The 26,318-nt window shown below is 67.5% G+C and carries 26 protein-coding genes and 5 pseudogenes; 17 read left to right on the top strand and 14 right to left on the bottom strand.

Annotated features, from left to right (window positions below; translation table 11 throughout):
• The first annotated feature begins 207 nt into the window (after nt 1-207).
• The gene (locus CPH93_RS00890) at nt 208-756 is read left to right on the top strand and encodes a GNAT family N-acetyltransferase (protein ID WP_096211614.1); all 549 of its coding nucleotides are present in this window, start codon (nt 208-210) and stop codon (nt 754-756) included.
• Nucleotides 757-819: 63 nt separating this feature from the next.
• Nucleotides 820-1,929: an EamA family transporter gene (locus CPH93_RS00885; RefSeq protein WP_231977125.1), complete on the top strand. Its 1,110-nt coding sequence runs from the start codon at nt 820-822 to the stop codon at nt 1,927-1,929.
• A gap of 77 nt (nt 1,930-2,006) precedes the next feature.
• On the opposite strand, the gene CPH93_RS00880 is transcribed toward CPH93_RS00885, so the two are convergent.
• Nucleotides 2,007-2,786, bottom strand: a complete 780-nt coding sequence (locus CPH93_RS00880) for an SDR family NAD(P)-dependent oxidoreductase (protein ID WP_096211613.1) — start codon at nt 2,784-2,786, stop codon at nt 2,007-2,009.
• A 101-nt stretch (nt 2,787-2,887) separates the two neighbouring features.
• Here CPH93_RS00880 and CPH93_RS37180 point away from each other — a divergent pair, with 101 nt between their 5' ends.
• Nucleotides 2,888-3,022, top strand: coding sequence for a hypothetical protein (locus tag CPH93_RS37180; protein WP_269460138.1), 135 nt, complete (start codon nt 2,888-2,890; stop codon nt 3,020-3,022).
• An 89-nt stretch (nt 3,023-3,111) separates the two neighbouring features.
• On the opposite strand, the gene CPH93_RS00875 is transcribed toward CPH93_RS37180, so the two are convergent.
• Both CPH93_RS00875 and CPH93_RS00870 read right to left on the bottom strand, forming a co-directional pair.
• Nucleotides 3,112-3,546 carry a nucleotidyltransferase domain-containing protein gene (locus CPH93_RS00875; protein ID WP_096211612.1) on the bottom strand — a complete coding sequence of 145 codons (435 nt, stop codon included), beginning with the start codon at nt 3,544-3,546 and terminating at the stop codon, nt 3,112-3,114.
• A 108-nt stretch (nt 3,547-3,654) separates the two neighbouring features.
• On the bottom strand, nt 3,655-4,077 hold the full coding sequence (locus CPH93_RS00870) for a winged helix-turn-helix transcriptional regulator (protein ID WP_096211611.1): 423 nt from the start codon (nt 4,075-4,077) through the stop codon (nt 3,655-3,657).
• An 87-nt stretch (nt 4,078-4,164) separates the two neighbouring features.
• On the opposite strand from CPH93_RS00870, the gene CPH93_RS00865 reads away from it, so the two are divergent.
• Complete coding sequence (locus tag CPH93_RS00865; RefSeq protein WP_096211610.1) at nt 4,165-4,986, top strand: NmrA family NAD(P)-binding protein; 822 nt, start codon at nt 4,165-4,167, stop codon at nt 4,984-4,986.
• Between the two features lie 159 nt (nt 4,987-5,145).
• Nucleotides 5,146-5,469: pseudogene (locus CPH93_RS00860) on the top strand (helix-turn-helix domain-containing protein); the annotation flags it as partial.
• 184 nt (nt 5,470-5,653) lie between these two features.
• Here the strand turns inward: CPH93_RS00860 and CPH93_RS00855 are convergent.
• On the bottom strand, nt 5,654-6,787 hold the full coding sequence (locus tag CPH93_RS00855) for an FAD-dependent oxidoreductase (RefSeq protein ID WP_096211609.1): 1,134 nt from the start codon (nt 6,785-6,787) through the stop codon (nt 5,654-5,656).
• A gap of 141 nt (nt 6,788-6,928) precedes the next feature.
• Between CPH93_RS00855 and CPH93_RS00850 the strand changes: the two genes are divergently transcribed.
• On the top strand, nt 6,929-7,600 hold the full coding sequence (locus CPH93_RS00850; RefSeq protein WP_093488193.1) for a TetR/AcrR family transcriptional regulator: 672 nt from the start codon (nt 6,929-6,931) through the stop codon (nt 7,598-7,600).
• Nucleotides 7,601-7,772: 172 nt separating this feature from the next.
• Here CPH93_RS00850 and CPH93_RS00845 read toward each other — a convergent pair whose 3' ends face one another.
• From CPH93_RS00845 to CPH93_RS00820, 4 genes and pseudogenes are all read right to left on the bottom strand, one after another.
• Entirely contained in the window at nt 7,773-8,207 is a 435-nt protein-coding gene (locus tag CPH93_RS00845) for a hypothetical protein (protein WP_096211608.1), read from the bottom strand.
• Between the two features lie 400 nt (nt 8,208-8,607).
• Nucleotides 8,608-8,958 (bottom strand): UBP-type zinc finger domain-containing protein, encoded by a 351-nt coding sequence (locus CPH93_RS00840; protein WP_096211607.1) that lies wholly within the window; start codon nt 8,956-8,958, stop codon nt 8,608-8,610.
• A pseudogene (locus CPH93_RS00835) lies at nt 8,955-9,179 on the bottom strand (ATP-binding protein); the annotation flags it as partial. The pseudogene CPH93_RS00835 and the gene CPH93_RS00840, both read right to left, overlap by 4 nt.
• 1,167 nt (nt 9,180-10,346) lie before the next feature.
• On the bottom strand, nt 10,347-11,510 hold the full coding sequence (locus tag CPH93_RS00820) for an epoxide hydrolase family protein (protein WP_096211605.1): 1,164 nt from the start codon (nt 11,508-11,510) through the stop codon (nt 10,347-10,349).
• A gap of 102 nt (nt 11,511-11,612) precedes the next feature.
• On the opposite strand from CPH93_RS00820, the gene CPH93_RS00815 reads away from it, so the two are divergent.
• Nucleotides 11,613-12,188, top strand: coding sequence for a CGNR zinc finger domain-containing protein (locus CPH93_RS00815; protein ID WP_096211604.1), 576 nt, complete (start codon nt 11,613-11,615; stop codon nt 12,186-12,188).
• A 455-nt stretch (nt 12,189-12,643) separates the two neighbouring features.
• On the top strand, nt 12,644-14,062 hold the full coding sequence (locus CPH93_RS00810) for an aldehyde dehydrogenase family protein (protein ID WP_096215231.1): 1,419 nt from the start codon (nt 12,644-12,646) through the stop codon (nt 14,060-14,062).
• 294 nt (nt 14,063-14,356) lie between these two features.
• Here CPH93_RS00810 and CPH93_RS00805 read toward each other — a convergent pair whose 3' ends face one another.
• Both CPH93_RS00805 and CPH93_RS00800 read right to left on the bottom strand, forming a co-directional pair.
• Entirely contained in the window at nt 14,357-14,725 is a 369-nt protein-coding gene (locus CPH93_RS00805; RefSeq protein ID WP_231977124.1) for an AQJ64_40280 family protein, read from the bottom strand.
• Between the two features lie 296 nt (nt 14,726-15,021).
• A pseudogene (locus CPH93_RS00800) lies at nt 15,022-15,175 on the bottom strand (helix-turn-helix domain-containing protein); the annotation flags it as partial.
• Between the two features lie 291 nt (nt 15,176-15,466).
• Here CPH93_RS00800 and CPH93_RS00795 point away from each other — a divergent pair.
• Together CPH93_RS00795 and CPH93_RS00785 are read left to right on the top strand one after the other, a co-directional pair.
• On the top strand, nt 15,467-15,730 hold the full coding sequence (locus CPH93_RS00795) for a hypothetical protein (RefSeq protein ID WP_093488210.1): 264 nt from the start codon (nt 15,467-15,469) through the stop codon (nt 15,728-15,730).
• 1,332 nt (nt 15,731-17,062) lie between these two features.
• Nucleotides 17,063-17,932 carry an alpha/beta fold hydrolase gene (locus CPH93_RS00785; RefSeq protein WP_096211603.1) on the top strand — a complete coding sequence of 290 codons (870 nt, stop codon included), beginning with the start codon at nt 17,063-17,065 and terminating at the stop codon, nt 17,930-17,932.
• A gap of 244 nt (nt 17,933-18,176) precedes the next feature.
• Here the strand turns inward: CPH93_RS00785 and CPH93_RS37530 are convergent.
• A pseudogene (locus tag CPH93_RS37530) lies at nt 18,177-18,392 on the bottom strand (MFS transporter); the annotation flags it as partial.
• A gap of 135 nt (nt 18,393-18,527) precedes the next feature.
• Here CPH93_RS37530 and CPH93_RS00780 point away from each other — a divergent pair.
• Complete coding sequence (locus tag CPH93_RS00780) at nt 18,528-19,061, top strand: GNAT family N-acetyltransferase (RefSeq protein WP_096211602.1); 534 nt, start codon at nt 18,528-18,530, stop codon at nt 19,059-19,061.
• A gap of 564 nt (nt 19,062-19,625) precedes the next feature.
• Nucleotides 19,626-20,372, top strand: coding sequence for an FG-GAP repeat domain-containing protein (locus tag CPH93_RS00775; RefSeq protein ID WP_096211601.1), 747 nt, complete (start codon nt 19,626-19,628; stop codon nt 20,370-20,372).
• Nucleotides 20,373-20,798: 426 nt separating this feature from the next.
• Here the strand turns inward: CPH93_RS00775 and CPH93_RS37525 are convergent.
• A pseudogene (locus tag CPH93_RS37525) lies at nt 20,799-21,311 on the bottom strand (Tn3 family transposase); the annotation flags it as partial.
• A gap of 141 nt (nt 21,312-21,452) precedes the next feature.
• Nucleotides 21,453-22,439, bottom strand: a complete 987-nt coding sequence (locus CPH93_RS00765) for a L,D-transpeptidase (protein ID WP_093488216.1) — start codon at nt 22,437-22,439, stop codon at nt 21,453-21,455.
• Between the two features lie 189 nt (nt 22,440-22,628).
• Here CPH93_RS00765 and CPH93_RS37400 point away from each other — a divergent pair, with 189 nt between their 5' ends.
• The 3 genes from CPH93_RS37400 (at nt 22,629) to CPH93_RS00750 (ending at nt 23,979) form a co-directional block, all read left to right on the top strand.
• The gene (locus CPH93_RS37400; protein WP_331716973.1) at nt 22,629-22,943 is read left to right on the top strand and encodes an SOS response-associated peptidase family protein; all 315 of its coding nucleotides are present in this window, start codon (nt 22,629-22,631) and stop codon (nt 22,941-22,943) included.
• A 73-nt stretch (nt 22,944-23,016) separates the two neighbouring features.
• Complete coding sequence (locus CPH93_RS00755; RefSeq protein WP_096211600.1) at nt 23,017-23,259, top strand: hypothetical protein; 243 nt, start codon at nt 23,017-23,019, stop codon at nt 23,257-23,259.
• 84 nt (nt 23,260-23,343) lie between these two features.
• The gene (locus tag CPH93_RS00750; RefSeq protein ID WP_096211599.1) at nt 23,344-23,979 is read left to right on the top strand and encodes a LysE family translocator; all 636 of its coding nucleotides are present in this window, start codon (nt 23,344-23,346) and stop codon (nt 23,977-23,979) included.
• Between the two features lie 390 nt (nt 23,980-24,369).
• On the opposite strand, the gene CPH93_RS00745 is transcribed toward CPH93_RS00750, so the two are convergent.
• On the bottom strand, nt 24,370-24,849 hold the full coding sequence (locus tag CPH93_RS00745) for a MarR family winged helix-turn-helix transcriptional regulator (protein ID WP_096211598.1): 480 nt from the start codon (nt 24,847-24,849) through the stop codon (nt 24,370-24,372).
• 95 nt (nt 24,850-24,944) lie between these two features.
• On the opposite strand from CPH93_RS00745, the gene CPH93_RS00740 reads away from it, so the two are divergent.
• A complete protein-coding gene (locus tag CPH93_RS00740; protein WP_096211597.1) occupies nt 24,945-25,394 on the top strand; it encodes an SgcJ/EcaC family oxidoreductase in 450 nt (149 codons plus the stop codon).
• Between the two features lie 239 nt (nt 25,395-25,633).
• Nucleotides 25,634-26,233, top strand: a complete 600-nt coding sequence (locus CPH93_RS00735) for a hypothetical protein (protein ID WP_096211596.1) — start codon at nt 25,634-25,636, stop codon at nt 26,231-26,233.
• Nucleotides 26,234-26,318: the final 85 nt, after the last annotated feature.

Genomic DNA, 26,318 nt, shown 5'->3' with positions numbered 1-26,318 from the left:
TCTTCGCACGGTGGTGACGACCGATGCCGGCCAGGAACTGCAGTCCAGGCCGGCGCCGGCCGACAACTACGGAGCTTCGGATCAACCGTGCCGAAGCGCGCTGAGGGCCACATCGCCACGTATGGCTGGGCTGGTCGGACCCGGGGCGCTGGTGGCGGCGCTGGGCGCAGGTTGGTCGGCCCGCTGAGCGACTAGGGCGGCCAGCTGATGGTGGTGGCCGGCGCCGACCGGCTCGGCTTCGTGGCATGGCGGAAGGCCGTGACGTCCCAGAGCTCGTACTGCTGGAACATCGGGGCCCAGCTGCTGCCGGAGGGCCGGGGCCGGGGCCGTGGCACCGGCACGCAGGCGCAGCGGTTGCTGGTGCGGTACCTGTTCGCGCACACACCTGTGGTGAGAATCGAGGCGGACCCCGAGACGGCGAACATCGCCGAACAGCGCGCCCTGGAGAAGTCCGGCTTCGCCCCAACGGATCGCACCCTCCCGAGCCTGCCGACCACAGGTGAGGAACTCTGGCCGGCCGCGATTCCCGGTTCCGAGGAGAGCCGTCAGGGGGGTGGCCGGTGGCGGCCGGGTACGCCACACACAAAGAGCCGGGTACGCCACACAAAGAAGGGGCAAAGAAGCGCCCTTCGCCGAGTGTGTGCGCTGCGCATCCCATCGGCCGGGGGAGGACGGCAGCCATGCGGGACCGACCGTTGCTGCCAGGGTTTGTGTCCGCCTGACCATGCGGATTCCATCGTCCAACGGGCCTTGTGAGATCGCCCCGTTGACTGCCATGGTCACCGGTATCGCAGCCTGCGCGTCTCCGACACCTGACGCATGCTGCACCCCCGCACCGCGCTCACGGACACCACGGATACCCGAACCCGCCACCCGCCACCCGATACCGACGCCGGCCGCCCGGCACCCGCAGCTGATACCGACCGCACACCGGGAGGCAGCGAGGCCGCCGGCACCCCGGACGCCCGCTGGAAGGGGGGGCCGCCGACTCCCGCCGCCCCCTCGCACCGCATGTGCCGGCGCCGCCACCAAGGAGGACCCATCGCCGCGCCCGCCACACTGTGCCGACCGGCCACCGACGCGATCAGCCACGGCCTGAACACGGTGCCCGCCCCGGTGCTCGTCCTGGGCGGCGTGCTCGGACTCCAGGGCGGTGCCGCGTTGACCACCGGCCTGTACCCGCTCGTGGGGCCGGCGGGCGTCGTGGCGCTCCGTCTGACGCTCGCGGCCGTGCTGCTGGTCGCCCTATGGCGCCCGGGATGGCGCTGGGACCGCAGGACGTGGAGCCTGGCCCTGGGCGCCGGCACCCTGATCGCCGTCCATCACCTCAGCTACTACGAGGCGGTGGACCGGGTCCCGCTGGGCGCAGCGACGACGATGGAGTTCATCGGTCCGTTCGCCCTCGCGCTCGCCGGCTCCCGCCGGCCGGCCGATCTCCTGTGGGCCGCGCTGGCCGCCACCGGCGTCGTACTCCTCAGCCGCTCCGGTGTCCCGATGAACGGGGCCGGCCTCCTCTTCGGCCTCCTCGCCGGAGGCTGCTGGGGCGGCTACATCCTCGTCGGAAAGCGGCTCGCAGCGCATCTGCCGGACGGCCGCGGCCTCGCGCTCGCCGTGAGCTGGGGCGCGCTGCTGAGCCTGCCGTACGGCATCCTCCAGGCCGGCACACGGCTGCTCGACCCGGGAACACTGTCCATCGCCGCCGCGGTGGCCGTCCTCTCCAGCGTGCTGCCCTACTCCTTCCAGATGGCGGCACTGCGCCGCCTGCCGCCGGGCGTCTTCGGGGTGCTCACCAGCCTCGAACCCGCGGTGGGGGCAATCATCGGGCTGTCGTTCCTCGGCCAGCACCTCGCCCCGCAGCAATGGACCGGAGTGGCGGCGGTGGCGCTGGCCTCGGTCGGCACCGTCGGCCGGGGAACGCGCGCGGCCTGACCCTCCACGCGCAAGCGACGTCCACGAAGCCGACCCCCAGAGCACCGGCGGTCCGGTACGCACTCCCAGCTCCGTGTTCAGTGCACGGAGAACCCGCCGTCGACGAAGACCGCCTGTCCGGTGACGTACGCAGAGGCGCGGCTCGCCAGGAACACCGCCGCGCCGGCGAAGTCCTCCGCCAGCCCGTTGCGCCCGACCATCGTGCGCGCCGCCAGCGCCGCGACCTTCTCGGGGTCGGACGACAACTTCTGATTGAGCGGCGTCATCACAAACCCTGGCACGAGCGTGTTGCAGGTGACGCCGAACGGCGACCATGCCTCGGCCTGCGACCGGGCCAGCGACTCCAACGCCCCCTTGGAGACGCCGTAAGCGCCACTCTGGACGAACGCGCGATGTGCCTGCTGCGAGGTGATGTGGATGATGCGCCCGTAACCCCGTTCGGCCATGCCGGGCCCGAAGCGCTGTCCCAGCAGATGAGGCGCTTCAAGGTTCACCGCCATCGTGGTGTCCCAGACCTCCTCGTCCAATTCCCCTATCGGCGGCCGCAGATTGACCCCGGCACAGTTGACGAGGATGTCGGGCTCCCCGAAGGCTTCGACCGCCTCCTCGGCCGCCGCGCGCACACCGTCGCGTGTGCTGAGGTCTGCACTCACCCATGCCGCCCGGCACCCCTGAGCTGTCAGCTCACCGACCGTGGCGGCCAACTCGTTCTTCCTGCGCGCCACGACCGCCACACTCGCCCCTGCACGCGCGAGAGCCTCGGTGATAGCCCGGCCGATGCCGGAACTACCGCCGGTCACCACTGCCACCCGGCCATCCAGCGAAAACAATTCAGAGAGGTATGCCTGCGAGGTCATGCCTGAACTTTAGGACGGGTGGCGCAGGACCGGATGGCCGGGCTCGCGTCTGACGGCCTGCGGGACCGACTGACACCTGAACGAACGGAGGGCAGAAGCGGTTGTCCATATCTGACATAAGCCACGGCAACCGTCAGGCCGTCTACCGGGACCGCCATACCTACGTCTGGGACGGCAACGCCGACCCTGCCACCCCGCGCGATGACCACCACCACATCGTCGACTCGAAGACCTGAATTCGCCACGGCCGCCGAACCGCCTTGCAGCTCCAGTCGGATCGGCCGAGCAATCGGTCCAGCAGCGACGAGACCCACACCGCCGATCACTAGCAGGCAGCGAGAAGGTCAGCCAGGATGCCCGTCGGGTCATGCAGCAAGCGGGCGCCGCCGGTCACGACGCGGCGCGTCCCCGGATCGACGGGATCTGTCTTTGCCCAGGTCTCCGGGCCGATGCCCATCTCGACTTCCAGGCCGGAGGCCGTGGCGTAGCGACGTTCCATGATGGGCCCCCAGGACCGGGTGCGGATCAGCTTGCACAGGCCGAGTTCCATGGCCCATGCATCGTCGAAGTATCCGGGCTCGTCCGCAGTGAGCAGGACGATGTCGATGTCGGAGTCGGGTCGCGCGGCGTTGCGCGCGCACGAGCCGACCAAGAGCAGACCGACGATGTCTTCGCGGCCCGTGGCCCAGCGTGTGATGCGGCCGATGACCTCCTGGATCTCGACGATGCGCTCCGGCGACAGGCCATTGGGCTCACTCACTGACTGGTCATCACGATGCACTGGAATGCCCCCTAGCTGTTGCTGGTCATGACGTTGTTGGCAGCGCCCTGTCAGCCGGTGTCCGGTATGCGGCGGTAGCTGCTCGCGTTAGCGGATGTCGTGGTCGGGGTGGGCCATGTCGTATGCGTGCCGTGCCTCGGAGATGACGGCACGGTGGGCAAGGGACCAGTCGGCGAGTGCTTTGACCAGGTGCGTAAGGCCGGCCCCGGTCTCGGTCAGGCGGTAGTCGACCTGGGCCGGGACGGTTGGGTACACGGTGCGTAGCACGAGGCCGTCGCGTTCGAGCCTGCGCACGGTGAGGGTGAGCATGCGCTGGGAGATGCCGTCGATGGCGCGTAGGAGTTCACGAAAGCGGCGCGGTCCACTGGCGAGTTCGACGATCACGAGTACCGACCACTTGTCGCCGATGCGGTCCAGGACATCGCGGATGCCGCAGTCGGGGTGGTCCTCGCGTCCGCAGGGGTCGAGGTCGGCGGGGGCGGTGGTTACGCCGGTGTTCGTGGGTGACATCAAACTGCCTCCTTGTGGCCGGTGGGAGTGCGGTCGAGTATCAAGCATAGTTACTGATGAGAACCACCCCGGAAGGATCGATTGATCATGATTTTGGTGAGCGGAGCGAACGGGAACCTCGGCGCGGCCACGCTTGCGGCGCTGCATGCCCGTGGTGCCGTTGCGATGGGCGGCAGCCGTACGCCGGGTGAGGGGATGCGGCGTCTCGACTTCGACGACCACGTGAGCCTTGATCTCGTTGGTGTGTCGACTTTGGTGCTGGTCTCCGCCGGTTATGCCGAGGACGACCAGGTCGTCAGGCGGCACGCGGCGGTGCTGGACGCCGCCGTCCGCGACGGCGTCCGGCACGTCGTCTACACGAGCCTGGCCACTGCCGGTGATCATCTCGGTTTCGCTCTGGCTCACCGTGCGACCGAGCGCCTGGTGCGGGCGAGCGGGTTGCCGTCGACGATCCTGCGCAACGGCCTTTATGCCGAGCTCTTCGGCGGTCTGCTGATGTGGGCCAGTAACGGTGTGGAGTCCGCATTCGGGGATGGTGCCGTGGCCGCAGTCGCGCGAGAGGACCTGGCCGAGGCTGCGGCGATAGTAGCGGCGAATACGGCACCTCACAGCGGGCGTGTCTATGACCTCGTCGGCACGCCGATCACGGCGGGGCAGGTGGCCCAGGAACTCGGTGTCGCGCATCGCGGCATCAGCCTGGGCGAGTACCGGCGCAGGCTCCTTGAGGAGACGCCGGGGCTGCTGCCGTTCCAACCGCCGATGCTCGCCTCGATCGCCACGGGCATCCGGCACGGCTTCCTGGACGGTACTGCACCCGACCTCACCGACATCCTTGGCCGCGCAGCTCGCGATCCACTGGCTACCGCCGTAGCGGCCGCGTCCGCCACCAGGCCGGAAGCGAGCGTTTAGCGGCGGCGCCAGCGACACGCGCTCAGCGATGAAGCGAGTCCTCCCGGCGATCGCGACGGGAGGACTCACTTGTGTCGCCAGACTGCTTATCTCGCAGAACCGATCGACATCCGGCACCCCCTGGCCACCAATGGGTGTCTCTGATGAGAAAGACCATTCATGCATCACCGCAATGCGCCCCTTTCCGTCGAGGGCCGCCGACGCCTCGTGGAACGCTGTGAGAACCGTCCGATCGCGCATGTCGCCGCTGAGATGGGGATCTCCCGGGCGTGTGCGTCGAAGTGGGTGAACCGCTATCGCCGCTGTGGCGACCTGGGTCTGCACGACCGGTCCTCAGCTCCGCATCGTCAGCCGACAGCGACTGGGGCCGACGTGGTCGCGCGGATCGAGGAGCTGCGCCGCACTCGAAAGTGGTCGGCGGCCAGGATCGCGTTCGAACTCGTCGGCCAGGGCACTCCGATCGGCCGTCGTACCGTCAGCCGGCTGCCGACAGTCCGGATGGTTCGGCCCGCTCCCGCGGCCTGCCGCAGCGTCCTGGTCGTCGCCGAGGCCGGCGAGAAGGTAGTTCTGGTCGTCCAGGTCGTCCTCGACGCCGTCCGGACCAGGCCCCGTCCAACGCGCCGCAGGCGGCTCCCGATTGATGGGCCCGTGCCGGAGCCGCTGTGGCTCACCCAGCCTGCCCGTAGTTGGTGAAGAAGCCGACGAGGCTGTGCGGGGCGTTGTCGTCGAGGCACAGCTTGTGGATGTGGGAAGCCTGGGCGGCAGCGGTGGCACTGCGCGGGAACAGAGCCTCCTCGTACGCGGTGAGCGCGGCCTCGATGTCGTCCGGGTGCGCGGCGAGGGCGTTGCCGAGTTCGGCGCCGTCGTACATGGCGAGGTTGGCTCCTTCGCCGGACGGGGGCATCAGGTGGGCGGCGTCGCCGAGCAGCGTCACGCCGGGCACGCGGTCCCAGCGGTGTTCGATCGGCAGGGCGTTGATGGTGCGCGGGACCGGGTCGGTTTCGCCGTCCGTGATCAGGGCGGTGAGTTCCGGGGCCCACCCATGGAACTCCGCGGCGACGTGGGCCGTGGCCGCGCCGGCGTCGGTGAAGTCGATGGCGGCTATCCACTCCTGCGGCTTGATGAGCGTGACGTAGGTGTGCAGGACGCCGTCCGGCTCGCGGTGGGCGGAGATCCCCTTGCCGGGGGCGAGGGCGAAGAGCGAGCCGTCGCCGACGGCCCGGGCGCTGGCCGGGTGGCGGGTGTCGCCGTCGAACAGGTAGGTCTCGATCAAGGACGTGCCGACGTACTCGGGTTTGGCGTCGGACAGCAGCGGACGGATCCGCGACCATGCTCCGTCCGCACCGACCAGCAGGCTGGTCGTCACGGTCTCCCCGTCCGCGAACGTCACCTCGTGCCGGCCGCCCCCGAGGGGCCGGACCGCGGTGACCTTGCGCCCCCACTGGATCGTGCCGGCGGGCAGCGAGTCGATCAGAATCTGCCGGAGGGCGCCGCGGTGTACCTCCGGACGCTTGCCGGTACCGTCGTCGGGCTCGTCGAGCAGGACCGTTGCGTCCTTGTCGAGTACCCGCGACGCCTCGGCGCCCTTGTGGATGATGCCGAGGAATTCCTCGAACAGTCCGGCCGCCTTGAGCGCGAGCTGCCCGTTGTAGTCGTGGATGTCGAGCAAGCCGCCCTGGGCGCGAGCCATCGGCGACGTCTCCGCTTCGTAGATCGTCGCCGGGATGCCGTGGACGTGGAGGACGCGGGCGAGCGTCAGTCCTCCAAGCCCCGCGCCGATGATCGTGACCGGATTGGTCATGGTGCTTCCTTCCTGATCGCGGACCGCTGGGCGGACGCCCGGCGGTCACGACTGGAACGCTGTTCCAGCAGGGTTAGAGTGGAACGGCGTTCCATGCATTGTCAAGGTGGAACAGTGTTCCAAGGCGGCTAGAATGGAGGCATGGCAAGCAGGACGCGTCGTCCGGAACGACGGCAGGAACCGCTCTCCCGGGAGCGCATCATCAGCGCTGCCGTCGAACTCCTCGACACGGTGGGCGAGAGTGGTCTCACGTTCCGTGCACTGGCCGAGCGCCTCGCGACCGGCCCAGGGGCGATCTACTGGCACGTCACGGGTAAGGCCGAACTCCTCGCTGCCGCCACCGACGCAGTCGTCACCACCACCATCACCGGCGACGACACCGACGCGACGCCGCAGGAGGCGATCCGCGCCCTCGCGCTCGGCGTGTTCGACGCGTTCGACGCCCACCCATGGGTCGGCACGTACCTCGCCCGTACGCCCGGGCAGTCGCCGATGCTGCGGGTCTTCGAACGTATCGGACGCCGGGTCCAGGCGCTCCGAGTGCCCGAAGCCGCCCAGTTCACCGCAGCGTCCGCGCTGATGAACTACATCCTCGGAGTGGCGGGTCAGAACGCCGCCAACCTCCGGACGCTCCAGCCGGGCACGGACCGGACCGAGTTCCTCGACGCCGTGGCGGCCGCATGGGCGGAGCTCGACCCCGACCAGTACGCGTTCACCCGAACCGTCGCCGGACAACTGCGCAAGCACGACGACCGAGCAGAGTTCCTCGCCGGCATCGACCTCATCCTCACCGGAATCACCGCTCGCCAGTAGCCGACCCGCCGACCCTCACCATCGCAGCCGGCATCCCTTGGCCGTCGCTCGGGCATGCGCAGCCGAGACATGCGACGGTCAGGCGCCGTGGTCTGAGCATCTTGCCGCTGCGACTGAACTGAGGCGGGGCCCCGGTGCGCCGCACCGGGGCCCGCAGGGGAGCTATGGGGCTTCAGAACGTCCAGGTGGTGTACCACGTGGCGTGGCTGGAGGGATGTGCCAGGTCGGTGGTGACTCCGCTGAGGCGGCCGTCAGCGCCGCGGGAGCCTATGTAGCGGCCCGTCGAGCCGTCGCTCCAGGCTATGACGAAGTAGAGGTAGGAACCGTCCACGAACCCCTGCTCGATGGTGCCCGTTGTCGCACTTCCCGCCCTGGCTATGCCGGTGAGATTGCCCTGGGCGTCCTGGGTCACGGAGAGCGTGGTGTTGGACGAATTGCTCTGGTACAGGGTCCAGATTCCTCCGACGTTGAAGCCGGCTTCGGCCGCCTTGGCCACCGGTGCCACGGAGGGCCGGTGCGCCGCGGCCTGAGCGGCGGGTGCGGCGAGGGCGGTGCCACCCAGTGCGACGGAGAGAGCCACGGCGACCGTGACGAGTCTGACGCGCATGCGGATTCCTTTCCCAAAAAGGCAATTTATGCGGCATAGGGCCTTCTGCGGAGACCTGAGCTTGGCAGGGGCAGCCGTTCCCAACCAGGCGAGAACCGGTCATTGGCGGACATGCGGTCGGCCGGAATGCGACGTGTCGGCACCGAGCCCGGTAAGGAATCCGACGGCAATGTCCGTCCGGGGGCGGGTGGCGGGTCGTCGCCCTTGACCTCGACGAACGCGTCCCGCGCCGGTCCGGGCCCTGGGAGGCGTACGAGGGCGCCGACGCCGTGATGCAGGCCGGTAACAGTTGCAGGAAGCGGCGGGCGTAGGCACAGCCGAGGGTGTGCGCGCCCAGAACGTAGGGGCAGGAACGTCGGCGGCACGCAGCAGTTCCCGCAGTTCAGCGGTAGCGGTCTAGCTATCCCAGACGGTCGGCCCAGTCCTCCGGGACTCGGCCCGCGGGGCCGGGGGTGGGCTGATCGGCCGGGTGGCTCTCAGGGGGAGCCAGGGGCGGGCCCGAGGCGTACACCTCCGAAGTCTCGTAGCTGTAGAACCAGGTTTCGCCCGGTTCGAAGCTGCGGATCACCTGGTGCCCGGTGCCCCGCGCGTGGGCCGTCGCATGCTTGGCGGGTGAGTCGTCGCAACAGCCGATGTGGCCGCACTGTGCGCAGCGTCGCAGGTGGAACCACCACCCGCCGTCAGCGTCGCACTCGGCGCATCCGGTTCCGCTGGGTGGGACGGTGGGGTCGATTCCGTTCGGGGAATTCATGACGGCTCCTGTGGGGGACGGGGGTCGGGGGAGGCGAGCGGGAGACGTACCTGGAAGCGGGTGTCGCCGGGGACGGAGTGGAACCGCAGGTCCCCGTTGTGCTTGTTGACGACGATCCGCCATGAGATGTCCAGGCCGAGACCGGTACCCTCACCCACCGGTGTGGTGGTGAAGAACGGGTCGAAGACGCGGTCGCGGATCTCCGGTCGGAGAGCAACTCCTCACTCGGGTTCGTCGCTGTGGAATGCACGAAATTCCTTACCCGGTGCGGCACCCGTCAGGACGCCGATCACGGGAACGCCAGGCCATCGGCCGAAGCCTGCGCTACTGCTCCAAGAGGGCCAGTGGCGCTGGATGCGTCGTCCCGGGACATGCTCGGGGCATCAGTGGGGGAGGGGGCTGCTGTCCGCAGGGCCGCCGAACGCGGCGGTGTGACTGCTCGATTCAGCAGCAGGAACAGCAGCTCGCCGGGGTACCGGTCGAGGTGCAGTTGGATTCGTCGATCTCGACCATGGTGTGACCCAACTTCACGGTCTCCAGACTCGCGCCCGGCGAGGTCGGCAGGATGTCCAGGTCGTCCGCACTTGGAGGACGTCTCGATTGGCGTGGCTCGGCGGTCCGGGTACCCCGCCGACTGGAAGGTGCGACGGGCAAGGTCACGGGCAGCGCGGCGAGCGGTCCCGGTGGTCAGGGTGGTCCGACGGGCTCGTGCGGCCTGGTTCTGCGGCTGCGGCGGCCAGAACCGCCAGGCCGCTCGCGAGGATGTCCGCGCCGAACTCGACTTCGAGACCAATGTGCGCTCGGAGGTGTGGTCGACCACATGGGCCGCGCCTTGGGCCTCGACCCGGCGGAGGTCGAGCGCAAGGTGCAGGAAGTCCTCACGGAGAACCGCGCCCGGATGATCGGCTCCGGCCAGTCCTCCCCGTAAGAGGGGCGAGGTCCCGCTGCCGGACCGACGGCGCAGGGCCCGGCCGGGGCCGCCCCGCGGTGGGACGACGAGGGGGATGTCCAGGCCAGGCCGTGGGAGCTGTGCGCGATGCTGTGCACGTGACCGGCCTCCCGGGCGGTGGGTACGCCGAGCATGCGCCACATGAGGCCGAGCCGATCGTCGATGAGGAGGCTGACGCTGCATCTGCCCGTCCGGTGGTGGTGGCACCACGCCGTCATCGGACTGTTCGACGCCGCCCACGGTCCACCGCCGCGCTGACCTGCCGCTGCCCGCCCCGCCCGCCAAGGGCCCGATCGGAGACGAACCTGTGGAAGAGCCGGTGCGGGCCGGCGGCTGATTCCTACCCGGAACCGGCGACTCTCGCCGAATCACCTCACACGCCGTCAGCTCACGCCATCAGATCATCAGCCGATGGATTCGGGCTCAGCCCCAGCCGCATTCACCGATCAGCGGCCAGCACTGCCGCGAGGCCTTCTTGCAGATCCTTGACGAAATACTCGGGAACCTCCAGCGACGGGAAATGTCCCCCGGTTTCAGGCGACCTCCATCGGACGATCTGTCGGAACCGCTCCTGTGCCCAGGCGTGCGGGCACTTCTCGATGTCGCGGGGATACACACTGATTGCTGACGGGACGTCGACCCGAAGTTCGGGGTCGAGCGAGTTGTGGCTTTCGTAGTAAATGCGGGCCGACGATGCGCCCGTCCGTGTCAGCCAATACAGGGTGACGTCGTCAAGAATGCGGTCTCTGGAAATCGTCTCGAACGGGCTGTCTTCGGTATCTGTCCACTCAGCGAACTTGTCAAGGATCCAGGCGAGAAGCCCGACCGGTGAGTCGACGAGCGAGTAGCCGATGGTCTGCGGTCGGGTCGCCTGCTGCTTCGCGTACGCCGCGTGGTGGCCCCAGAAATCGCGGGTTTCCTCGGTCCATTTGCGCTCGGCCGCCGTCAGCCCGTCCGTTGTCAACCCGGGCGGTGCCTGCGCGGTCGTTGTGTGGATGCCGAGAACGTGCGCCGGGAACCTGCCGCCGAGGACCGTGGTGATCACACCTCCCCAGTCGCCGCCGTGGGCTACGAACTTGCTGTAGCCGAGCCTTCCCATCAGTTCCACCCATGCGGCCGCGATCTTTTCGATTCCCCACCCGGTGGTGGCCGGCTTGTCGCTGTAGCCAAAGCCCGGCAACGACGGGACCACGACGTGGAACGCCGGCGCGTCCGCATCTTTCGGATCTGCCAGCTCGTCTACTACGTCGATGAACTCAGCAATGCTGCCCGGCCAGCCGTGCGTCAAGATCAGAGGAGTGGCATCTGCGCGCGCGGATCGGCGGTGCAGGAAGTGGATTCCCAGACCATCAATGGTCGTGCGGAACTGGCCGATCCGGTTGAGGCGCGCTTCGAACGACCGCCAGTTGTACCCGGTGCGCCAGTAGTTCACGACGTCGGCGAGGTCGGCGAGAGGTACGCCCTGTTCCCATCGGCGAGGGTCGGGCGCGGTGCGATGGACCGTCTCAGCTTCCGGCAGCCGCGCCGCGGCCAATCGCGCGCGCAGATCGTCGAGGTCAGCGTCAGTTGCGTGGGCTTCAAATGCTTGCACGTCGCTGGGCATGAGACCTCCTGGTCGTCGTGGAACCGGCTCGGGCTGGTAGCGAACCGTCTAAGACGGTTCTAGCGCGTTCGGTGCCGGCGCGCAACCGGCTAAGGTGGTTCCATGCATGCTCGGTTCCCTGACTTCCGCCTCGGCAAGGTGCTGGCGACCAGCTTCACGGCGACTCTGACGGAGCGTCGTGGCGACGCTGTGGAACGCATTCCCACGCCGCAGCGACTCGTCGACTGGCTGGCAGTGAGTGGCCTCGCCGTGGAGTCATGCACCACCGCCCAGTTCGAACTCGCTCGGGAACTGAGGGAATCAATTCACGCCGCCTTGACCGCGGCCGCGGTCCAAGACGCTCTCCCTGTGTCTGCCGTCGAAGTCATCAATGACTGCAGCATTCAGGGTCGGGCCGCGGCTGTCCTGACGCCCGAGAACAATCGGCGATGGCGACTCAGCTCGGCTTCCTGCGTAGAAGATGCCCTAGGCGTGATCGCCGCCGACGCGATCAGCATCATCGCGGGCGAACGAGACGGAAAATTGGCCTTGTGCGCATCGCCAACCTGCCAAGCCGCCTTCTTCGACACCAGTCAAAGTCGCACCCGCAGATGGTGTGACATGAACACGTGCGGGAATCGTCAGAAGAAAGCGCGCTTCAATGCCAACCAGCGCAAAAATCCCAGATCAGCAACGTAATCGTTACCCGGTACACATCCAGGTGGGCCCCACGTCTGCGACACATCTGTCGCGTTGGGTGCACCCCAACGGCACCACCAAGAGAATCCGTCGCGGAGGAGGACTGGACGCCGCTCCGTTACCCGGACGCCTTCTGCCCGGAACCGGCGGCTCTCGCCCGGATTACCTCACACACCGTCAGCTCCAGCTGATCATCAGCCGGTGGATTCGGGCCCAGACCCTGTCCACGAACCATCGTAGACAGGACTCGTATACCTTGACGCGCCCACGGCAGGGCTGGCCGTGCACCGAGTGACCATGAGCGCGCTCGACCGGCTGCATACCCTCCCGAGCCCCGCCGCCCCGCCTGAGCAGGGCCAACGAGTAGCGGCCCTCACGAATGATCGAGGCTGGTGTGCCATACAGTTTTCATGGCTGTGTTTGCGCTACCGCCCGACGTATGGAGGAGCATGCTTGTGAATGCACACGATGAGGTGTTCATCGGAGGGCACTGGCGACCTGCGGCAGGAACAGACGTCATTGAGGTTATCAACCCCTCGGACGAGCTAGTCATCGGAGCAGTCCCAGCCGGTTCTGCAGCCGATGTTGATGCTGCAGTCAACGCGGCTCGTTCGGCGCTGCCGGGGTGGGCGGCCACCGCGCCCACTCGCCGTGCCGAGTTACTGGCTGCGTTGTCTGACGAACTCGCTGCCTGCCAGGAGCAGATGGCTTCACTCATCACAGCTGAGGTGGGTACCACGATCGGGTTCTCCCGCAGGGTTCAAGCCGGTCTGCCGGTCACCGTGACTCGCTTGCACGCTGAGCTTGCGGCCGACTTCGCCTTCGAGGAGCGCGTTGGCAACTCGCTTGTCCTGCTTGAGCCCGTCGGAGTCGTGGGCGCCATCACACCGTGGAATTACCCGGTGCACCAAATCGTCTGCAAGGTTGTTCCTGCACTCGCCGCAGGCTGCACGGTGGTCCTCAAACCTGCGGAATTGACGCCTCTTTCGGCCCAGATGTTCACCGAGTGCGTGGCAGCCGCAGGCTTCCCTGCGGGGGTCTTCAACCTGGTCACCGGCAGGGGAACGGAAGCTGGGGAGGCACTGGTACGCCACCCTGGGGTCGACATGATCTCGTTCACGGGTTCCACGACTGTCGGCAAGCACATCGGGGCCCTGGCCGGCGCTGATGTTAAGCGCGTAGCCCTGGAACTTGGCGGCAAGTCCGCCAATGTCATCCTCCCCGGAGCAGACCTTGCCCGGGCTGTTCGTGCCAATGTCGCTGATGTGATGCGCAACGCAGGACAGTCCTGCAACGCGTTGACGCGCACGCTGGTGCATGCCGATGACTATGAAGAGGCGGTTTGGATCGCCGTCGAGGAGATTGCTTCCTATGTTCCCGGCGACCCGGCCGATCCCGACTGCCGCCTGGGCCCTGTGGTGAGCAGCGCCCAGCGAGAGAAAGTCCGCGACTACATCCGTCGTGGTGTGGCAGAGGGTGCCCGTCTCGTCGCGGGTGGACCTGAGGCCCCTGAAGGACGAGAAAAGGGCCACTACATCCGCCCTACGGTCTTCGCTGACGTCACTGCCGAGATGAGCATTGCTCGCGGGGAGATCTTCGGCCCTGTGCTCTCTTTCATGAGATACGAGGACGAGGCGGACGCTCTGCGCATTGCCAATGATTCCGACTACGGCCTGGCGGGGGCCGTCTGGGCGGCCGATGAGGATCAGGCAATCACCTTTGCGCGCTCGATGGAGTGCGGCCAAGTGACGGTTAACGGCGGGGCGTATAACCCGCTCGCTCCCTTCGGCGGCTACAAGCAATCAGGCGTCGGGCGAGAACTCGGCAAGCACGGGCTCATGGAATTTCTACGGACTAAGTCGCTACAACTCTGACAGTGATGATGCACTTGTGACGCCGCTGGCGGGTCTGCCCTGAACTCTGACTGAACCCGTTTCGTCCCATCACGAAAGGGTGAAAGGAGCAGCGCAGGTGGGGTGCTCGGTTCGCGCTGGGGGAGGTTGGGGTTTGTTTCGTGCAGTTCCTTCGTGTTCTGGCACAGCTGCGCAACAAGGCCCGCCACCCCGACGTACTCGCCGCACAAACGCGTCAAACCTATACGGTCACAGACGAGTTGGACCGACCGGCCATGTAGACACCTCGCGTAAAGCCTACGAGCAGGCTGTGGGTCAGGTGAGGGGGTGGGCGCCCCACACGTTCTGGAGAGCTGGCTGCACGTCTTCCCCAAGTACGGCGTGTGTCATCCCGCCTGGCAGGGTGGGCAGCTCAGCCCAGTGAGTCACGGTTTCAGCGCTGGTAAGGCCGTAGGGTAAACGGACAACCTCGTCGGAGTCGACGAAGCAGTCTCTGTGCTCTGCCCCGTCCTCACTCCAGTGCAGAGTCGTGAAGTACATCGGTCGCACCAGCCAAAATTCCTTACCCAACGCCGTGTCGGACTTGACCTTGCCGTTCGCGTCAGCCTTATTGCCGTCGCCGTCACACGAGACGACTGCGAAGCCGGCGACGAGCAGCGCCCCCGCGAAAGCAGTCCTCAACATGGCTGAGTACCCACCACTCCTCAGCACCCTGTTCAGCTCTTTTCCCTGGTCGAGGTGTTGGGGGCGGGCGATTGCGTCTTTGTGGTCTCCGGAGCCACTTCCCGATGCCGGAGGGGCTCGAACGTAGCGAGGCGGGACGGTCAGCGGTATCGAAGGTTCGATCGTGCCGACGGGCGGATGCGGGAGGCGGCACTCGAACCTGACACGCGGATTATGATCGACGGGCCCTGCGTCCGCAATGACCCACTTATGGCGATTTCTGTACCGTTGGTACAGGCTAAATGATCTCAGGCAGTGCGGGGCTGCAGCGCCAGCGACGGACCGAGGCGGTCGATGATGCGGTCGGTTGACGACTTCGAGACCCCGAACAACGGGGCGAGCTGTCGCAGGGTCAGGTCCGTCCGCCAGTACGGCGACGACCAGCAAGACCTGGTTCTCCAGCGGCAGGCTCTCCAGTCGGGTGGAGGCGGCACCAGAAGGGGTCAAGGAGGTCCTTGCTCTTCTGCGCGGGGCGAACCTCATCGCTCCCTCTTGCGATAACGCGTCCCCGCCCGCCCCTTGGTTGATCGATCTGCGGGTCAGGCGTCGTGGCTGCCCCGGGGTCTGCGCATCGCGTGAGGAAAGTGGGTCCCATTTGATGGCAGCCTGGCGGCTCCAGAGCGAAGGTAACGCCCGCATACGCAACTGTGATGCCGCGCGCCTGTCCCACGGTTGGTGGGACAGGCACTTAAATGTCGGAGCGTGACTACAGAGCCGCAGCGCTTCACGATCTTGTTGATCCCCGAACATGTTGAGGACAGAGGCGGTGCATCCGTGGAGGACTCAGCCGTCCGATCGGCAGTCGTCGAGGCGACAGGCGAGACGGGCGCCTCGGGCTACCCCCGCTACGTCGGACACGGGATCGTGGCCGACATCGACCCCAGTACGCGCACGGTCGAGGCGATGCTCGTCGATGGTGCAGAGCTGGACTATGGGCTAACCGCCAGGGTCACTGTCGCTTCCTGATCGCGGCGCCGTTAACTGGCGGCTCATGGCAACCCCAGGTGGGTTCTCCGCCCATGGCGAAGTCACAGGGCCCTCTACCGCCTGGACGGTCGGACCGGATTGCCGGATTGCCGGATTGCCGGGTGGTCGTGGTCGGTGACCGCCGGCACGTCCGTGAGCCACGAACGTGGAAGCTGACATCCCGAGCCTCGTCGGCGTCCACCACCTGAAGGTGCCGGTACGCGATCTCGCCCGCTCCGAGACGTGGTACGGGCGCACGCTCGGCTACCGGCGGGCAGCCGAGTTCGTCGAGCAGGGGGTGTTGATAGAGCCGAGGCCGCCGCCGGTTTCGACTACTTCGCGATCGCGGTGCCCGAGATCGCCGCGATCGAGGCGCTCGCCCCTCGCCTGGAGGCCCTTGATGAGCCGCACGGCGGCGTCTGGCGCGGCCTGCGCGGATAGGTGCTGCCGCGCTGCTGCATGACCCCGACGGTCACGAGGTGCGTTTCTACACCATCGAGGAACACACCTCGCACGAGCCCGGCGAGGTCATGCGGATGGTGGACCCGCAGGAAAGCGCCGAGCAGGTGCGGCCCGCCGCGCCGTAGGCGGCCGACCGGAGGTTCTGTCGACCCGACAGAGCGTCAGGTCCATCATGCCTGCTCAGGGGGTCCTCGCGGCAGGACGGACGGCGTGCCGTTCGTCCTTGTCCGCGCCTGGGATTCGCCCGTTCGCCCGCACACTCGACGGCATCCACTCTCCGCTTCGCGTGTCGGCTCCCGTCCCTTGGGGGCCGCCGCGTGAGCCGTGCTGCTCTGCCGACGGGTCGGGGTGACCGGAGGGCGGTGAAGCGAAGGGGGATATGGAGGATCACAGGGCTTAGGAGGTGTCTCTTCGATCTTCGGCGGGGAGGCGCGCCTCGGAGGGGTAGTCGAGCTTCCCGATCACAGTGGCCAGGGTTCCACCGGTTTCACATCGAATTTCCTGCAGACCAGGACATGATCGAAATGGTCACCTCACAACAGCGGTGATGGGAAGGGCCGTCCGTCGAAGCCAAGGTCGGGCGGGGCCGGCAGCGAAGTGCACAAGCGGAAGGACTCTTCCGAGTAGTGCGGATGATCTTTCACTGAGTACTGTGAAGCATCGGATGATGGGCAGTTGTTCGTAAGCCGCCCTCGTGACTCCGCGCTTGACCGCTGGCGCTTGCCATGCACGAAGACGCCTCTGCGGCGGGGTTGGTGCGCCGCGGGACGACGACTCGTTCCCCGGCCCCGGCCGCAGGGTGGTTCGCGGCGCCGGAACGGGCGATGCGTGTGCCGCCGACGCCGCAGAGGCCAGAAAGTGAGCAGATAGATGCAACCGACGTTCGTACTGGTTCACGGAGCTTTCGCGAACTCCTTCTCCTTCGCGCCGCTCCAAGCCGAACTCGGCCTCCTCGGACACCGCTCCGTCGCCGTCGACCTTCCAGGGCACGGGTTTGCCGCGACGTACCCGCGCGCCTACCAGGCACCGCAGGACCTCGAAGGGCTCGCCACCGCGCCCGGGGCCATCAAGGATGTCACGCTCGCCGACAACGCCGCGCACCTCATCGGGATACTGCAGAGGGCCAAGCGCAACGGGCCCGTCATCCTCGTCTCCCACAGCCGAGGCGGCATGACGGCCACCGTCGCGGCCAACCAACGGCCGGACCTGATCGACCGCATCGTCTACGTCTCCGCCTGGTGCCCCGTCAACCTCGACGTCAGCGCCTACTACGCCGAGCCCGAGATGGCCACGGTCGACGCCACAGGGCTGGCCTCGGCGATGGTCGGGAACCCTGCCGAGCTCGGGCTGCTGCGCTCCAACTTCCGCACCGCCGACCCCGGCGTCCTCGCGGCCTTCAAGGCGGCCTTCCTCGCCGACGGGACGGACGAGGAGTTCATGGTTCTCCTCAACACCTTCCAGCCTGACGAGAACCTGGACGTCGGCACACCCGACGACCGGGCACAGGCCGACACCTGGGGGCGGATCCCCAAGTCGTACATCCGGCTGACCGAGGACACCAGCGTGCCGCTCGCCATGCAGGACCGGATGATCCGCGAGGGTGACGCACTGACGCCAGAGAACCCCTACGACGTCCGTGCACTCACCAGCAGCCACCTGAAGTGGCTGGTCGACCCGGCACCGGCGGCCCGAGTTCTGGGCGAACTCGCCGCGCTCTCGCTCTCGCCTGCCGAGTCATGATCGGAGCCAGATGAGGAGAGCGGCGGCGGTGACGGCGCCGAGGTAGACGTACTCTCGCTCGTCATATCGGGTAGCGACGGCTCTGAACTGCTAGACACGGCCCAGCGCACGACCTGGACGGGGTGTTCCTCCAGCTCCATGTCGCACACTCGCCGTCGCCAGGTTCGTACCGCTTGCCATCGCCACCCCGTACGTACCCACGCTCGTCTGACATCGCCCGGAACTCGGAGCCGGCCGGCGGGACTCAGCGCCGGTCGGCGACGACGAGGCCGCCGATGACCGCGAGGCGGGTCAATACCGCCGCAAAGGCGAATGGCGCCGCCGGCCAAGCCGATCGCATCGCTCAGGTAGCCGGCCACGGACAGGGCATCGGTCGGGAGGTAACCTCCCGCCTTCGGCGCGGCATTGGCCTCGACGAGGCGCTCGCCGGGACGCCGACGTTCAGCAGGGAGAGGCCGCCGGGAGCTGGCCCATGCCTGCCCGGCGCGGGACTGATCGGACCCGTCGGACTCGCCGTAGTGCCCTGGGTCCGGGCGTGGTGGCACGGCGAGTGCCGATTACCGATGAGGCCCTTGCCTTCGGCAGGATGGGTGCCATGACCGAGATCCGTACCCCCCGCCTCCTGCTTCGTCGCTGGCATGACGACGACCTCGCGCCTATGGCCGACATCAACGCGGACCCGCGGGTCATGCGCTGGATCGACGACGGCTCGGTGCGCGACCTGGACCAGACGGCAGAGGCCATCGAGCAGTGGGAGGAGGAGTGGGACGAGGAGGGCTTCGGCCTCTTCGCCGTCGAACTGCTGGCCTCGGGTGAACTGGCCGGTTTCACGGGACTGTCCGTGCCTGAGTTCGTGCCGGAGCTTGGGCCCGCCGTGGCGATCAGCTGGCGGCTCGGCTCACAGTTCTGGGGTCAGGGATACGGGGCCGAAGCAGCCCAAGCAACACTGGAGTTCGCGCTCCAGGACCGTGGCCTCGACCGCGTCATCAGCATCAGCCGGGTCGGTGACGATGCCTCCGAAAACGTCATCCGCAAGCTCGGCATGGTGCTGGAGCGTGAGACGGCACACCCGGTGTACGGCTTTCCGCTGCGCGTTCACACCATTGACCTCACCGAGTACCAGGCGTGAACAGCCAAGAAATCGGATCGTCACGAGGCAGCCGTTCGCCGTCCACACGTCCTCGACCTGCATTGATCGCCATGGAGTGGGACGCCCAGGCGAATGACTCTGCTTTCCCACCGCGACCTGCACTTGCGCAGAAGCTGGTCAGAGCCGTTTTCGGAGTTCGGCTTCAGCCTTTTGTTCGTGGAGCCAGGTCAGCAGGCGTGAGAGCAGCGGTTTGTCGGCTGCGGTAGCCCGGGGGCCGGTTCGCTTTCGGTGCTTCTCGGGCAAGCCGGTATTCGTCGACTCGCGGATGAGTTGGTGATAGCGGGACGGGGGCGTCTGGAGGTGTCCATGTCGCTGATGCTGTGGCCTTCCACAAGGTGAATTCGACACAACAAGGTCGGCTGCAGAGGACTCATGAGGGGGCGGCATCGGCTGTCGCCCGGCCGGTGGTCCGCTCCACCGAGCAGCCGGATCGTCCCGCTCTCCCGTCCGGACGTCACGGTTGTGTAATACAGCGATCCTGGGCGTCAACGCGCGAGGCGCTGACGACATCTCACCTCGCAGCAACGACATGAGGAGTTGGAGATGCTTCGTAAGCGCTTACGCTTGATCGCCGTGCCGGTCGCGGCCGTGGCCCTTCCCCTGACCGTCGCCGGTTCCCAGGCCAGCGCGGCCGCCGTGCCGGCCCCGGGCGGCGCGGCATCGTCCGGCAAGGCCGCCACGGCGACGGCCCCGTGCCTGGCCGATGCCACCACGCTGGTCGGCGACCTCGACGGTGACAGTCGCCCCGACAAGATCACCAACCCCGGCCTCACCGGCACCAGGATGACTGTCCAGTGGGGGGCCGCGAACGGTGCGTTCGGCAAGAAGCACGCCGTCAGCGCCCTTCTCGGTGCGAAGAAGGGAGAGGTCGCGTCCGCCGCGGTCGCCGACTTCCAGCGCGACGGCAGCCTGGACATGGTCGTCAACCTTGTCACGCCGGCCGACGGGGACGACCCCTCGACGGCGCGCGTCGCGGAGTACCGTCCCGGCCCCCTCAAGCGGTCGAACCTCGGCTCTGCCCACTCCCGGCACTCCGACATCGGCGACCACGGCGAGGTGCGGCAGTTGCGGATCGCCAACTACGGCGGCGACGCCTACCCGGACCTCGCGATCCTCAACAACGCCGGCGATGGGCAGCTGGACCGGGACGTGCGCCTGACGAAGCCGGGCCGCGGGCCGGGGAACTACGACTACCAACTGCAGGTGAAATACGGGCAGTTCGGGACGACGTCCGAGCCACCGTCCATGCCCGCCGACGGCTGGAAGCACTTCTACAAGCCCTGCTCCTGACCGCAGACTGGGCGCCGACGGCCCTGCGGAGCACTGGCGGCCCCGGCGCCGGAGCGCCTGAACATGCGGGTGAAGGCGCCGTCCTCGGCCCAGGCCCCGTGACTTCCACCAGTTCCCTCGTCAGCACCTGCAGCCCAGCGATGCGCAGTGCGCCGCAGCACGGCGCACTGCGCAGTCTCGAAGCCTGCGGATGTGTCGTACCTGGGTGGCTCGTGATATCGGGTGCAAGTACGCGGCGGATGCGGCATCGCCAGCAGGACTTCCTGGGCGCTCTCTGCCACGTAGCGCGTCACAACTTGCAGCTCGTCCATGGCCAACTCGAATTCACCAGAAACAGTCGCCATGGACTCGATCCTCCCATCACTTGGAGCGCTGCCCCGGTGGCGTTCGTGGCTGCCGCCGGGACGTCGGCGGCCCGTCCGTCCGTCAGTTCTCCGCTGCGTCCTCGTCGAGTCCGGGCGCGTCCGGGTCGCGCAGGGACCGCAGGGCGCCGCGGCCGGGGTGGAGGCGGGGAGGCTGTAGCGGCCGAGCACGTTGAGGTTGCGGTGCTTGAGCGGGGAGAGCTGGGCGACGTCCTCGTCGTGGATCTCGTGCCCTTCGGCACGCAGCTGGGCGACTGCGGCGTCGATGTACCGCGTCGTCAGAGCACGACGGCGTTCAAGACGGGGCCGAGCGAGCCGAGCTGGTCCTCCACGCGGTCCCGGTACGCCTGGTGGATGGTGCCGCGCCTGCCGTGGCACACGTCGCGGGCCAGGCTGTGCCGGGACTCCTGCACGGTCAGCTGCCGGTTCATCCGCCCCCGGAGGTGTCATCAAACGGGTCTACGACGTGGAGCAGGTGCTCGGTCTTGGCGAACCGCCCGTACTTGGCGAACGCCTGCCCCAGTGGGGTCGGGTGCCCTTCGCGGCCGAACATCCGCAGCAGGTCGTAGGCACGGACGCGGATGTGTATCGGGCATCCGGACCTTGGGACTTTGGTTTGGGGTTTTTGGAGGATGGCGTACAGGTTCGGCGGCTCTGACGGCCTGTTGGGATGTCGGTTTCGAGTGAGTGCCGCTGACTGGTGTGGCCGCCCAGCGCGTCACAGCGTCGCGGTCGTCTGTTCCCCGGACGCGCTGCCTGCGAGCCATTGGTCCCACCCCAGGTTGAAGTCGGCGTAGCCGTTGTCGGCCGGGGCCTTGGCGCGGGGGGAGCCGGTGATGGTGATGGGGTCGCCCTGCTTGACCTGGCCGTAGAACCACTTGGCGTCCGATATGGACAGATGGATGCAGCCGTGCGAGCCGCGGGCGCTGCCGCTGCCCGGAGTGGGGTCGCCGGTCGAGTAGTGCACGTACGTGCCGGACTGAGTCAGGTGGACGTCCCAGGGCAGCGTCAGGTCGTAGTAGTTGGGGCTGCCCTTGTCGCAGCTGATGCCGACGCTGCAGGAGGTCATGTGGACCTTCTCCTGCTTGTCGATGACGGCCATCGTGCCGTTCCACGTCGGGTACTGGGCGCTGCCCGCATTGATCGACAGGGTGCGTACCGCCTTGCCGTTCCGGGTCACCTTCATGGTGTGGCCGGTCACCGAGACATCCGCGCGCACGTCGTCGCCGATCTTGAAGGTGTGCGTGTATTCGTTCACGCCGTAGCGTCCGTTGCCGTTGCTGACGCCCTTCATGTCAGCGTCGATCTTCACCTTCGTGCCGGAGGGCCAGTACGTCTTCGGCCGCCAGTCGGCGCGCTTGTCGCCCATCCAGTGCCAGGCGCCGGCCACGGGCTGCGACGTGCTCACCTTCATGTGCTTCTCGACCGTGGCCCGCGCCTTTGCCGCCACCGGGTTCGTGAAGGCCACCGAGATCGGCATGGCCACGCCGACCGTGGTTCCCGTCTGCGGGGTGATCGTCTCCAGCAGCATGGGCGGGCCCGCGGGCTTCGTCGGTGACGGCGAGGCACTCGCACTCGCCTTTCCCGACGCCTTCGCGTCATCCCCGCTCGCCTTGCCACTGTCGCCCCCGCCGCAGGCACTCGCGCCCACCAGCATCGCGACCGTGACGAGTGCGATCCCTATGCCTCCCGTGCGCCGTCCCATGACCTGCCCCGCTCTCTCGCTCCCCGGCCCTGAGGGGCCCGACTCCTTGTCAGACAGCGGCGGAATGGGCCGCAGTTGCGTGCGGCACGTAGATCTTTAGTGATCCACGCCACTCAAGGGTCGATGGCATGCACTCAACGTTCGCGTCACGGGACATTACGCTCCCGGTCGTTGGAGTCTGGTTCTCGGGTGGGTGCCTGGCAGGGTGGACACGGGCACGGCTTCTACGAGTGGCGGAGCGTCGTCGCCACCAAGTCCGCGAAGGCCCACAAGCAGCCGTACTTCATCAGCCCCGAAGACGGTCAAGTCATGGCCTTGGCCGGCCTGTATGAATTCTGGCGCGACCCGGCTGTCGAAGACGACGGCGCAGCGGGGGCGTGGTGGTCGATCTGCACGATCATCACCACCGAAGCCACCGAAGCCACCGAAGCCACCGAAGCCACCGATGCCGCTGGCCCCCGCCTTTTCGCTCTGTCCGGATGGTTCTCGTTCGCGGACAAGTGACTAGCCCTGCCTGCTCTGCCGGGCAGCCGACCTCCTAGACTGCCCTCGTCCCAAAGTTTGATCGGAGCACGACATGCGTCGCCTCATCTTCGTCCCCGCCCTCGTGGCAGTCGCCGCCCTCGCACTCGCCGGGTGCGCGCAGGACTTCGGCCAAGGCCCTGAAGGCCGGGTCACCGAAAAGACCAAGGACGGGAAGAAGTTCTACCTGGTCGTCGATCCCACGAAGCAGGGCAAGGAGAAGAAGTTCCGGGTCAGCAAGTACGACTACCACGACTGCAACCGGGGCTCGAAGTACCCCAAGTGCATTGACGATTAGCCCACGCAGGCCCTCCCCGCTCGGCCACCTCCTCCAGGAGTCCGAGACGGGCACAGCCACCAGTGCGGTCACCAACTCGTCCGCCTGTCCAAGGACAAGCCCAAGGCTGCGCCGGCTGCTGGACTCGGCGGCCGACGCGCCGGCGTACGTCGTCGGCCGGAATACCGACACCCTGGCACGGATGCGATATCGGCGGGCCTGCGGGAGCGGTCGGTCCTCCCCGCGGTCGCCGGGCTGATAGCCGGATACGCGGGATACACACTGCTCGCCGTCGCCGGCCTGGTGGTGATCGAGGCGAGCTCGCCGACCCTCCTGACGGCGCTGACCCTCGCCGGGGCCGGCTACCTGGTGTGGCTCGGCTGGGGCGTGCTGAGGCAGCCGGCCACCTTGATCGCCTCCGAGCAGGCCATGGCGCCCTCCCGGATGCAGATCATGCTCAAGGGGGCCGGGACCAGCAGCCTGAACCCCAAGGAGCTGCTGTACTTCTCCCTCTTCCCGCAGTTCATCGGTCCCTCGACGCACTGGCCGGTCGCCGCGCAGACCGGACTGCTCGGCACGCTCCACATGACAGCCTGCGCCGTCGTCTACCTCGCCGTCGCAGCTTTGGCGCGCACCGTCTTGAAGACCCGGCTATCCGCTGCCCGGGCGGTCACCCGCGCCTCCGGTGCCATGATGATCGTCGTCGGCGGGTTCTTGCTGGTGGAGCGCTTGGCCGGCTGAAGCGTCCTTCCCGCCGTACGCATCCAGTGAGTCCGCCGAAGGGGAGCACGTGGAAGACCAGACGCAGCAGGAGCAGGCGAGTGTCGTCCAGGGCGGCCGACGACAGCTCGTCGCAAGCGGGCAGCAGACGCTGATCCGAGTGAACCGGCCCGAGCGGTGAGCCCGCACCATCCCCATCCCCATTCCCGTCCCCACCATCCCCGCTGGTTCCGGGCGCGGATCGGTCTCGGGCCGCAGCCCGGGCCGCGTCGAGTTCCGTCCGCCGCCCCTGCAAGAGGCAACGGCTCGCAGCTCCTTGCCCGTGCAGTCGACGGTGCCTGAGCCGTGCGGCGTACCAGTCAGGCTGCTGCCCGCGCCATGGGCCGTGCCGCTGGAAGTCATCGGAGCCCGTCATCTTCTGTTGCGGCCGGGGGTGGGGTTCTTGCGGATCTCCTCGGTGGCTGCGTGGAACGCGGGGGCGGCGTGCCTGAAGTAGTCGAAGAGCAGGGCGCGTTGCTCGGGGGTGTAGCGCGCCAGGATCTTGGCGATGTGGCGGCGGGCCGGGCTCACGGCCTCCTCGATGCGGTCGAGTGCGTCGGGCACCGGCTCGACGATCACGCGTCTGCGATCCTTGGGGTCCGCGGCGCGGCGCGCGTACCCGGCCCGTTCAAGGCGGTCGATCAGGCGGGTGGTGGCGCCAGTGGTCAGCCCGGTCCTGGAGGCCAACTCGCCTGAAGTAAGGCTGCCTTCCCGTGTGATCAGGCTGAGTGCGTACCACTCCGAGGTGTGCAGTCCTGCCGCCTCCGCACTGGCCAGGCCCTGGAGGCCGACCGCATCCAGGTACTCACGGAAGACCACATGCTCATCCGCGGCGTCTGCGGGGGTTGTCATCGGCGGAGCCACCTCCTAGAGTTATCTGCATGCATGCAGATACTGTTTTCAGTCAGATTCTGCTCCAGTCTAACCAAAGGGGGGAGTCGCCCGCCATGACGACCACGGATGACGTCGCTGCGGTCACCTCGGCACTGAACGACCTCGTCGCCGCATGGGGGCGGCACGACGCCCAGGCCTACGGCGAGCTGTTCACTGAGGACGCCACCTACATCACCTTCGTCGGCACCCTCTACCAAGGGCGTCAGGACATCGTGGACAGTCACCGCTCGCTGTTCGCGGGGTTCCTCAAGGGCACCAAGCTCGCGGACGAGGTGCTCGACATCCGCTTCCTCGGGCCCGATGTGGCCGTCGTCAATGGACGCGGCGACACCTACAAAAGCAAGCGGCCGCCAAAGCTCACCAAGATCCAGACGTACACACTGGTTCGCCAACACGACGGGAAGTGGCGTATCGCGGCTTTCCACAACACCAAGCGCAAGCCGCTGATGGAATCCCTCTCCTACAGGTTCGCCCCGGGCCTCATCCCTGCCGCCGAGAAGTAAGCTCCGACGGCTTGCCTCACCAGGTTAGAAGTGTGGGGAACACGAGCACCCCGGCCTCGGTGAACTGCCCGGGTGGTGCCGCGCGCAGAGGTGGACGCCTCATGGCCCCGTGAGACCGGCTTCGCGAACGATGGCGGCTGCCCGCCAATCGGGCGGGCTTGTGGGACAACCCCGCACGGGTGCAAGGCCCAGGACGCTGTGAGCCCGCACACTGAGGCCTGGAGGAGGCAGGAGACACCGTGGACGCGCCAAGCCCTCAAGGAGTCCCGAACTCCGCACCAACCCGCGCTGATGACAGTGCCCCGTACGGAATCATCGGCATCGCGCTCGCCGCCGTACTGACAGCCGCCCTCGCCCAGGGCGCCTGGGAGTGGTTCTCCACATACATCGGAGTGACACTCCTCGCAGTAATTTTCTCCTTCTACCAGCTACCGACGTGGACACCCGGCCTCAAGTCTGCCTACACGAGGAATGTGGTCGCCTATTCACTGATCGTCGGCCTGTGCACGACGATCACGGTGGCCCCCATGATGCAGCGCTGGAAATGGCTGTTCCCGATGCCAGGCACCCGTACAGGATGCGTGGGGGTGGGCGCTTACGAGGGCAGCCGTGTGGCGCTGGCGAACCCGACCGGCGACGAAGCGGCCGCATTGGCTTACGCCCACATCCAGCGGCACAACGTCGTGGCTGACTGCCTGGCAGCCACGACGACCCGGTGGCTGCCCGTGTACGGGGCCGGGGCCGCCGTACTGGTATGCCTGGGCGCGTGGCTCATCGGCCGCGCCCGAGCAAAAAGAGAAGCGGCCGAACACCTTCACAATCCTCGTCGTGACCCCTGATCAAACTCGGCACAGGCCCGGCGACTACCCCCACCTCACCAACACCAGCACCGAATCCTCACGACCCCTGCCGAGTGAAATTATA

It is taken from the genome of Streptomyces sp. 2323.1 (assembly GCF_900221035.1).
GTDB classification, from domain to species: Bacteria; Actinomycetota; Actinomycetes; order Streptomycetales; family Streptomycetaceae; genus Streptomyces; species Streptomyces sioyaensis.
This window is presented reverse-complemented; position numbering and strand designations above follow the sequence as displayed.

Bases quoted from the DNA above. Each gene is read 5' to 3' on its own strand.
- CPH93_RS00890 (WP_096211614.1), top strand. From the start codon at position 208: ATGGTGGTGGCCGGCGCCGACCGGCTCGGCTTCGTGGCATGGCGGAAG.
- CPH93_RS00885 (WP_231977125.1), top strand. From the start codon at position 820: ATGCTGCACCCCCGCACCGCGCTCACGGACACCACGGATACCCGAACC.
- CPH93_RS00880 (WP_096211613.1), bottom strand. From the start codon at position 2,786: ATGACCTCGCAGGCATACCTCTCTGAATTGTTTTCGCTGGATGGCCGG.
- CPH93_RS00870 (WP_096211611.1), bottom strand. From the start codon at position 4,077: ATGTCACCCACGAACACCGGCGTAACCACCGCCCCCGCCGACCTCGAC.
- CPH93_RS00865 (WP_096211610.1), top strand. From the start codon at position 4,165: ATGATTTTGGTGAGCGGAGCGAACGGGAACCTCGGCGCGGCCACGCTT.
- CPH93_RS00855 (WP_096211609.1), bottom strand. From the start codon at position 6,787: ATGACCAATCCGGTCACGATCATCGGCGCGGGGCTTGGAGGACTGACG.
- CPH93_RS00850 (WP_093488193.1), top strand. From the start codon at position 6,929: ATGGCAAGCAGGACGCGTCGTCCGGAACGACGGCAGGAACCGCTCTCC.
- CPH93_RS00845 (WP_096211608.1), bottom strand. From the start codon at position 8,207: ATGCGCGTCAGACTCGTCACGGTCGCCGTGGCTCTCTCCGTCGCACTG.
- CPH93_RS00840 (WP_096211607.1), bottom strand. From the start codon at position 8,958: ATGAATTCCCCGAACGGAATCGACCCCACCGTCCCACCCAGCGGAACC.
- CPH93_RS00820 (WP_096211605.1), bottom strand. From the start codon at position 11,510: ATGCCCAGCGACGTGCAAGCATTTGAAGCCCACGCAACTGACGCTGAC.
- CPH93_RS00815 (WP_096211604.1), top strand. From the start codon at position 11,613: ATGCATGCTCGGTTCCCTGACTTCCGCCTCGGCAAGGTGCTGGCGACC.
- CPH93_RS00805 (WP_231977124.1), bottom strand. From the start codon at position 14,725: ATGTTGAGGACTGCTTTCGCGGGGGCGCTGCTCGTCGCCGGCTTCGCA.
- CPH93_RS00785 (WP_096211603.1), top strand. From the start codon at position 17,063: ATGCAACCGACGTTCGTACTGGTTCACGGAGCTTTCGCGAACTCCTTC.
- CPH93_RS00780 (WP_096211602.1), top strand. From the start codon at position 18,528: ATGACCGAGATCCGTACCCCCCGCCTCCTGCTTCGTCGCTGGCATGAC.
- CPH93_RS00775 (WP_096211601.1), top strand. From the start codon at position 19,626: ATGCTTCGTAAGCGCTTACGCTTGATCGCCGTGCCGGTCGCGGCCGTG.
- CPH93_RS00765 (WP_093488216.1), bottom strand. From the start codon at position 22,439: ATGGGACGGCGCACGGGAGGCATAGGGATCGCACTCGTCACGGTCGCG.
- CPH93_RS00755 (WP_096211600.1), top strand. From the start codon at position 23,017: ATGCGTCGCCTCATCTTCGTCCCCGCCCTCGTGGCAGTCGCCGCCCTC.
- CPH93_RS00745 (WP_096211598.1), bottom strand. From the start codon at position 24,849: ATGACAACCCCCGCAGACGCCGCGGATGAGCATGTGGTCTTCCGTGAG.
- CPH93_RS00740 (WP_096211597.1), top strand. From the start codon at position 24,945: ATGACGACCACGGATGACGTCGCTGCGGTCACCTCGGCACTGAACGAC.